General features: G+C 49.3%; 4 protein-coding genes. All 4 read right to left on the bottom strand.

Annotated elements, in window-relative coordinates:
* Nucleotides 1–2: 2 nt before the first annotated feature.
* Genes VN105_RS00495 through VN105_RS00510 form a run of 4 tightly spaced genes read right to left on the bottom strand, consistent with a single transcriptional unit; the run spans nt 3 to nt 7,412 of the window.
* On the bottom strand, nt 3–1,301 hold the full coding sequence (locus VN105_RS00495; protein WP_325636860.1) for a DUF4302 domain-containing protein: 1,299 nt from the start codon (nt 1,299–1,301) through the stop codon (nt 3–5).
* A 33-nt stretch (nt 1,302–1,334) separates the two neighbouring features.
* Nucleotides 1,335–2,234, bottom strand: coding sequence for a putative zinc-binding metallopeptidase (locus tag VN105_RS00500; RefSeq protein ID WP_325636862.1), 900 nt, complete (start codon nt 2,232–2,234; stop codon nt 1,335–1,337).
* 37 nt (nt 2,235–2,271) lie between these two features.
* The gene (locus tag VN105_RS00505) at nt 2,272–3,759 is read right to left on the bottom strand and encodes a RagB/SusD family nutrient uptake outer membrane protein (RefSeq protein WP_325636864.1); all 1,488 of its coding nucleotides are present in this window, start codon (nt 3,757–3,759) and stop codon (nt 2,272–2,274) included.
* 11 nt (nt 3,760–3,770) lie between these two features.
* Entirely contained in the window at nt 3,771–7,412 is a 3,642-nt protein-coding gene (locus VN105_RS00510; protein WP_325636866.1) for a SusC/RagA family TonB-linked outer membrane protein, read from the bottom strand.
* Nucleotides 7,413–7,492 lie beyond the last annotated feature (80 nt).

Genomic DNA, 7,492 nt, shown 5'->3' on the forward strand with positions numbered 1-7,492 from the left:
AATTAGAATCCCTGCCAGTTGATCCATGATTTACCATCGCGGGCGCTTACCATGTCGTAGGTAAGGGCGCTGGTTTGTACCAGGTAAAAACCCATCGGGTCAGCCATGAGCGCTCTTGTTTTATTGATCGGCGTTCTGTCGGCGGGCAAAGCGCCGTACAAACCATTATCATTAAAAATGATCCTGCCATCGGAGGTATAGGTAGGCGCATCATAACCGGGGCCGTAGGAAATCACATTACCGGATTCTCCTTTTATCGCAAAGCCCAGTAGGTCCAGCGAAGTACCGGGGCCATCTATCTGCGGGTAATAAGTAAGAAAAGCATATGACGGCAGGCTGGTGATGTTGCAGGCATCATCTTTACCATTCACATGAAACCCGTAATAGGTAGCCCAGTAGCTTTCGTTCTGTAAAGCATACCGGTACCATCTCCTGGGAGCGCCGGGATCTATGGCCAGCGGCCTCACGGTTTCGGAGATGGCAGCTGTTTTACCGCCAACGGTAAATGTGATGGCGCCATTGTTCCACTTCACCTGGTCAAAACTGCTGATGGTAATGGTGCTGTCGGTAAAGGCGGGTATCAGGGTAATACCAGATGGCGTGTGTACATAACCGGTAGATGCCTGCTTTACCGCGCCGTTGGAGATCCAGGTGAATGTTACCTGGTGCAGGTATTGGTTGATGCTGATATCATAACGGTTATCTCCGACAGTGAGCTTGTGAAAATAAGTGAGCATAGCGCCGATACTGTCGATGGTGCGGTTGATCCGGTGCTGAAGATACGCTTCCTGGTCCTGTTGTGTAGCTTTCACCAATATGGCTTTGCTGCGGTGCATACGGCCGGTAAGCCATACGGTATCGCCTATAGCGCCATTGATGGCAAACTCAAAATCGGAGCCCAGCCCCTGGCCGTACTGACCGCCGTTATGACTGGCATCCGGATCGGACAATACATGCAGGTAGGAATAGGTATCAAACAGCAGGCAGGGTTGCTGCAATGCCTTCAGGCGCCAGCTGCTTTCGCGCATAGTACCGGTACTGGCGGCATCAAAGTCTGAAAACATCTGCACACGGTTGGCATCGGAAAAACTAAAATAAAAGCCAAATACGCTGCCCGGCACACCTGCAGGATATACGTAGGCCCTCCAGCCGAAAGGCGCATCGGTAAGCACCTGCTGGTAACGCAACAATGTATCGTTGATACGCTGGTCCGGTGATGTATTAAAAACGGGGTCTGTTTCCTTTTTACAGGCAAACATCCCGGTGATGAGGAAGAATAAGCAGATCAGGTTATTTCTCATACTATTATTTTTATTCCTGGAGAGTTATTCGTTTTAATAGAGTAACTGGTTAATTTCTTTCCGGGTACGGGTTTGGAGACTATAGAAATTGATATGCCATACGGAGAGGAAATAGCTGACCACCATGGCTTCTTTCTGGCGCAGGCGCGACTGTGCTTCCGCTTTGGTGACGCCATTGATACTGGTGCCTTCCGGGATACTGTTCACAATGGCGTCGAACCCTGTTTTGCCTTCTACCAGCATGGTAGATACCATCTCCACAAAATCCTCATCAAAGGCCGACATGGCATAAGGTGTTACAAAGCCGTCTTTACGCGCATTCATATCGGAGATATTGTTCCAGTTCCCGGTGTAAAAGCCGGCACAAATGCGTTTAAACTCCACGGGATACATGATGGTTTGATGCAGGATATGGCCAAACTCATGTTCTATTACATGAAACATCTGTTTCACATTGGCAGAATCGGAAGGTTGATAGCCTTCCATGGATTTTGTGAGGAAATCATTTACCAGGTACAGCACTACTTTGCGGCCGCCTTCAGCTGTTCCCAGCGTGATAGTGCCGTTTTCATTCCAGCTGGCGCTACCTGAAAGGATGAAATACTTGGGACAGTATTTTTTAAAGAAGAGCGCCCCGGCTTCTGCGATGTAAGTGTCCATCCATACTTTCCGGATGGCCGACATCACCGGGATAATTTTTTCTTCTTTTGGGGGCACCAATGTTTTGTTCAGCTCAAATTCGAACTGGTCCCATTTATATTTTACGGCAATATTAAAAGGCACGGTCAGGGTATCGTGCAGCCATTTATCCAATGGAGAGGCTGCCCAGGTATCACCGCCGAGGCCGGGAATATCTTCCACATTGCCCAGGTCGTCTGTCTTGCTGCAGGCCATCAGCAAGCAAAGGGGGATGATGAGTAAGAATGCTTTCATTTGTATACGTATTAATTTTGTTACTATCACTGTGATATTATCTTGGGTTCAATGCAATTCCGGAAGTGGTGGCGGATGCCGGTATCTGGAAGAGACGGCGGTTATCGTCTGCTTTCAGCTCCAATGTTTCCCCTTCCCTGGTGATATGTACCACCGGTATTTTATACCGCTGCAAATCGAACCAGCGTTGCCCTTCCTGCACATACTCGGCACGCTTGAAATCGAGGATGGTACGGATGCAAACTGTTTTCACATCGCTGATGCCATAAAAGCTTTGCATAGCTCCAAGGGAAATGTTATGTTGGGAAGCGTTGTAATTACGGATACGTTTGCTGGCAAACAGGTTCAGGTCTTTTAATACCGCGCTGGTATTATTGAGATATGCATTGGCTTCCGCCCGGTTGAACAATACTTCTTCTGTAGTGAACAGGGGCGTCATCACATAAGGCTGACCGATGGTAGCGTTCACTGAATTTTTTACAAAATACTCGGAGAGCTTTGGCACGAAGTAATCCTGTGAGCCGTAGTAGTATAACGGGTACGACCACACGCCTCCGGTTACATTGCGGCCCAGGATGAGCGCTTCATGCTGAAAGTCGAGATCATACCGGAGCCGGCCGGCATTGCGTCCCCACAGGGAAGGCGCTTCCACGATGAGCAGGTTGGCCTTTTCATTCGCGTTGGCATAGATATCAAAGATCTGTGCGGGCGACATGCTGCCATAGGTAGTATTCCACAGGCGCATATTGGAGGCTACATCATTGTTGGAGAAAGTATTGTCGGCATAGGCTACTACTTTGGCGTAATCTTTTTTATACAGGTAGAACCGGGTAGCGAAGGCATAGGCGGCGCTGCGGTTAAAATGAAAACGGGGCACGGTATAAGCATCGTCGCTGATAAGCGGCAACCCGGAAAGCAGGTCTTTCTCCACCATATCGTATACATAGGCTACGGTTTTGCGGTCGTATTGTTTCATCACCACGGTTTCCGGTACGGTTACGTATGGTATGCCCGGATCATTGGCAGCAGTGGCAGCATCGTAGGTTTTGGAAAAGATATTTACCAGCATAAAATGTGCATATGCTCTTGCCAGCAATGCTTCTCCGCGCTGCCGCGAATAAGCAGCGGGATCGGCGGCCTTTTCGCAGGCCTGCAAAGCCTGGTTGGCAGCGGCAATGGCCGTATAGCAGGCCCTCCAGTAGGCTTCGGGGGAGTCTTCCTCTATCCATTGGATGTCGTTAAACAGGTAGGCGTCTCCGTTAGGGCGATAATATTCCCCTACTCCCTTATCGCCTACATTGTCGGACATGGCTTCGCACATGGTGATGTAACTGGCCTGGGGATAAGCGGTGCCCAGCAGCTTGCTCACTTTTGCCGGTGTGCTGAGATCCGTCCAGGTGCTGTCAGGCGCCTGTTCCAGGTATTTCTTACAGCCGCCGGCGGCAATGGCCATCAGTGCCAGCGCCCCGATAATGGCGGGCTTTACTTTTCGTTTATGGGCAGACGTTATATGGTACATTGACATAGTGCTTCTTTTTAAATACCGACTTTTACTGAAAAGGTGAATTGTTTCTGGATAGGCTGCGCTACGCCGCCTGCATTGAAAAATTCCGGGTCTTGTCCCTGTAGTCTTTTATCTGCATAAATGAGCCAGGGATTAATAGCAGCACCGCTTACCGCGATATTATTGATGCCTGCCCGCCTGGTGAGCTCCACCGGCAGCTGGTAAGTAAGCGATACCGTTTTCAGGCGGATAAAATCTCCTTTCGCCACCCTTTCTGTGGAGTAGTTATAATTATTGTAAGGGTGCGCGCCTCTCAGCAGCAATTGTTCAAAAGCATCCAGCATAGAGGGGATCCCTGTTTTATTTTCATCTCCCGGCATTACCCAGCGGTCATAAAATTCCTTGGGCATCGCATCGAGGTCTGAATAGGAAGTTTTGAAAGCAGGATACAGGCGGATCTTGTTACCGAACTGGTAGGTAAAAAATATGTTCAGTGATAAGGCTTTATAGCGAAAGGTGTTGGAAAAGCCGCCGGTAAAAGGTGGATCCACCGGCCCTTCGTACACCAGGTGGGCAGTGTTCAGCGATTGCAGGTTTACGTCTGCACTGCTCACGCCATCCTGGTTAATGAAAGAGGGAGCGCCGGATTTAGGATCAAGACCGGTGTATTGCAATGAAAAAAGGCTGTGTACAGGAAAGCCTTCCGTGTTACCGCCTTCTGCTACCACCAGGTCAAAAATGCCGGGAATATTTTTTGCATTGGTGATCTTATTAACGCTGTATCCGAAGGTGGCATTGGATTTCCAGCCCCAGTCCTTATTGCGGAGCAGGTCGCCGCCAATCATTATTTCCACGCCTCTTGAATCCATATCGGCATAATTGGCCGCTTTAAACATTTCGCCGCCGATACCGGAGGTTTTGATGCGGCTGATGAGATCGAAGCTTTTGCGTGTGTAGGCATCTATACTGAAATGGAGACGGTTATTAAAAAAGCCTCCGTCTATACCGATGTTGGTAGTATATAATTTTTCCCAGGTGAGTTCATCATTCTGGAGATGAGAAAGGCGGATCACCGATTCTACTTCCGTAAGGTGCGGCCGGTTGGTATTCACCGTTTGATATACGATGTTGGAGTTGGTAGCAGGCCCCATACTGGCAGTGAGACCATAACTGGCGCGCAGGGTGAGATAGTCGAGCTGGCGGATACCGGCTGCAAAGGGCTCCCGGTCTATATTCCAGGAGCCGGCTATGCTCCAGGTGGGCAGCCATCTTGCCTTGCGGGATTGTCCCAGGCGGTTGGAGCCATCGTAACGGCCGGTAGCTGTAAAGTTATATTTGTTATTATACGCGTAGGTACCGGTGGCGTAAAAGGCGGCGAAGCGGTCGTAGTCCCTGCCCATACCGAAGTAGGGGAAATTACTTTCAATGGTTTGTTTGAGGATGCGATAGTCTGTAAAAGTGGCGCCGCCGTTTTCGTACTGGTAGCCGTAGCCGGTATTGGATGCGTTCTGGCGGTCGGCGTACTTTACCTGCTGACCCACCAATATGTTAATGTTGTGTTTTTGAGAGAAGGTATCTGAGTAGTTGAGCCCATTGCGGAAATCGTAATTCAGCAGCTGATCTTCCGTGCGATTGTAGAAGCCTCCGGCGGGGAGTACAATTACGGGTTGTGCGTCGGGATTGTCCGGATCGCGGTAAAGGAACTTATTTCTTTCAGCGATAGTAGCGTTGCCGGCGGCGCGGTACGCATTCGCCATATTGGCGTTTTCCGTGATCTGGTGTTCACGGGAAGATTTCACATACCTGATAGCGCCGGTAAATTCGTAACGGATATTTTTAGTGAGTTTGAAGGTCAGGTCGCCTTGCAGGCGCAGGTCCATCATGTTCAGGTCGAGGTAATTATTTTTCAGTTCATTGATAATATTGAAGGGCGCGTAATTCCTTCTGAAATATTCCAGTTGTCCATTTTGATCATAGGCAGTTAATGTGCGGCTTGTATTCAGCGAGTAGCTGAAGGGGTTGATATCGAAATCACGGTCGTATTGTCCTTCTACCGGGTTGCTGCTGCGGGTAAGCGCGCCAGGGGCTTTCTGACGGCGTACAGATGCCAGTGAAGAGAATCCAGCGGATAACCTGTCTGATAATTTATAGGTGTTGCGGTAGTTAAGCGTGTACCGCGTCACTTTATCCGCCAGGGTCCAGCCATTGTCGCTGTAGAAGCTGGTAGAGAAATAAGATTGCGATTTGTCTGTACCGGAAGAAATGCTCAGGGAGTGTTCCTGCACAAAGTTATTACGGAACAGCAGTCCGAACCAGTCGGTGTTAGCTTTTGCATAGCGCAGTAAGAATTGCTTGCGGTGTTCCGGATCATTTTCCACGGGGAAGTTGCCGTTGTTGTCTGCATCCAGTTGTTCATACAGCTTACCGAATACGCCAATATCTCCCCGGGAGAGGATGTCGGAATTGAGGATGCCTTTTCTTTCCAGTTCCGCCAGTACCGACATCTGCTGGCCGGAGTTCATGATATTGAAATTATTGTAATTGGGTTTCAGCTGTGTGCTGAAGTTGCCGCTATAGTTAATAACGGGCTTGCCTGCACGCCCTTTTTTGGTGGTGATCACCACTACGCCGTTCATGGCGCGGGCGCCGTATAATGCAGCGGCGGCGGCATCCTTGAGGATGTCGAAGCTTTCGATATCGTTGGAGTTGAGGCCAGCTACTGCGGAGCCGAGCAAGGTGGTGGGATCTCCGCTGGAGAGCTGATCGTTGGAAATGTTCACCACGTCTTCCAGCACCACCCCGTCTACCACCCATAGCGGCTTGTTATCGCCGTTAATGGAAGTAGCGCCGCGGATGCGTACTTTGGGGGCGGTGCCGAAGGTACCGGATACATTCTGGATAGCTACACCCGCTACTTTTCCTTCCAGCATACGGCTTACATCCGTCATCCCGTCTATTCTCACATCTTCCGCCTTCAGGCGGGTGGCGGCGCCGGAGAACTTCGATTTGTCGATGCTCTGAAAGCCGGTCACCACTACTTCCTGGAGGCGGGTAGGTTTTTCTTTCAGTATAATAGTGAGGGCGCCGCTTCTGAATTGCGAAACGCTTACTTCTTCTGTTTTATACCCGGTGAAGTTAAATACCAGGATAGCGTCTGCCGCCACCTTTTTGAGTTCAAATACCCCTCTATCATTAGTGGTTACTCCGCGGGAAGTGCCTTTGATCATGATGCTTACACCGGGAAGCAGTTCCTTCTTTTCATTGGTCACCGTTCCTTTTACATCATTAACGGGAGCGGATAAACGCATAAGTGTATTCGTTACCGTTAGCTGGTCCATTTTCTTCCCGCTGTCGTGTTTAATCACCACGCGGTCATACATCACGCTGTAGGATAATGAATAAGGAGTAAGCAGTTTATTCAGGAGATCGCCTACTTTTTCGTTGTGTGCATTCACGCTTACTTTATTCACGTTCAGCGCTTCACTGCCTACATATACAAAGGATACTTCTGCGAGATTGCTGATTTTCTCCAGGGCGTCTTTCAGGATAACGTTCTTTAATTCGATGGTGATCTTTTTATCGAGAGCATCCTGCAAACCGTTGCCGGCATGAGCTTTTGACACTGCCAGCAGGAGCAGTAAGCAATAAATAAATGATAGTTTTTCTCTGAACATAGTTATTTTTTATTGGTTTCGTCCGGTCATAGGATCCCCGTTCCGGGTTTTGGTTAAAACCGGGCAATAGAGGGCCTTCT

This window comes from Chitinophaga sp., assembly GCF_035564935.1.
Taxonomy (GTDB): Bacteria; Bacteroidota; Bacteroidia; order Chitinophagales; family Chitinophagaceae; genus Chitinophaga.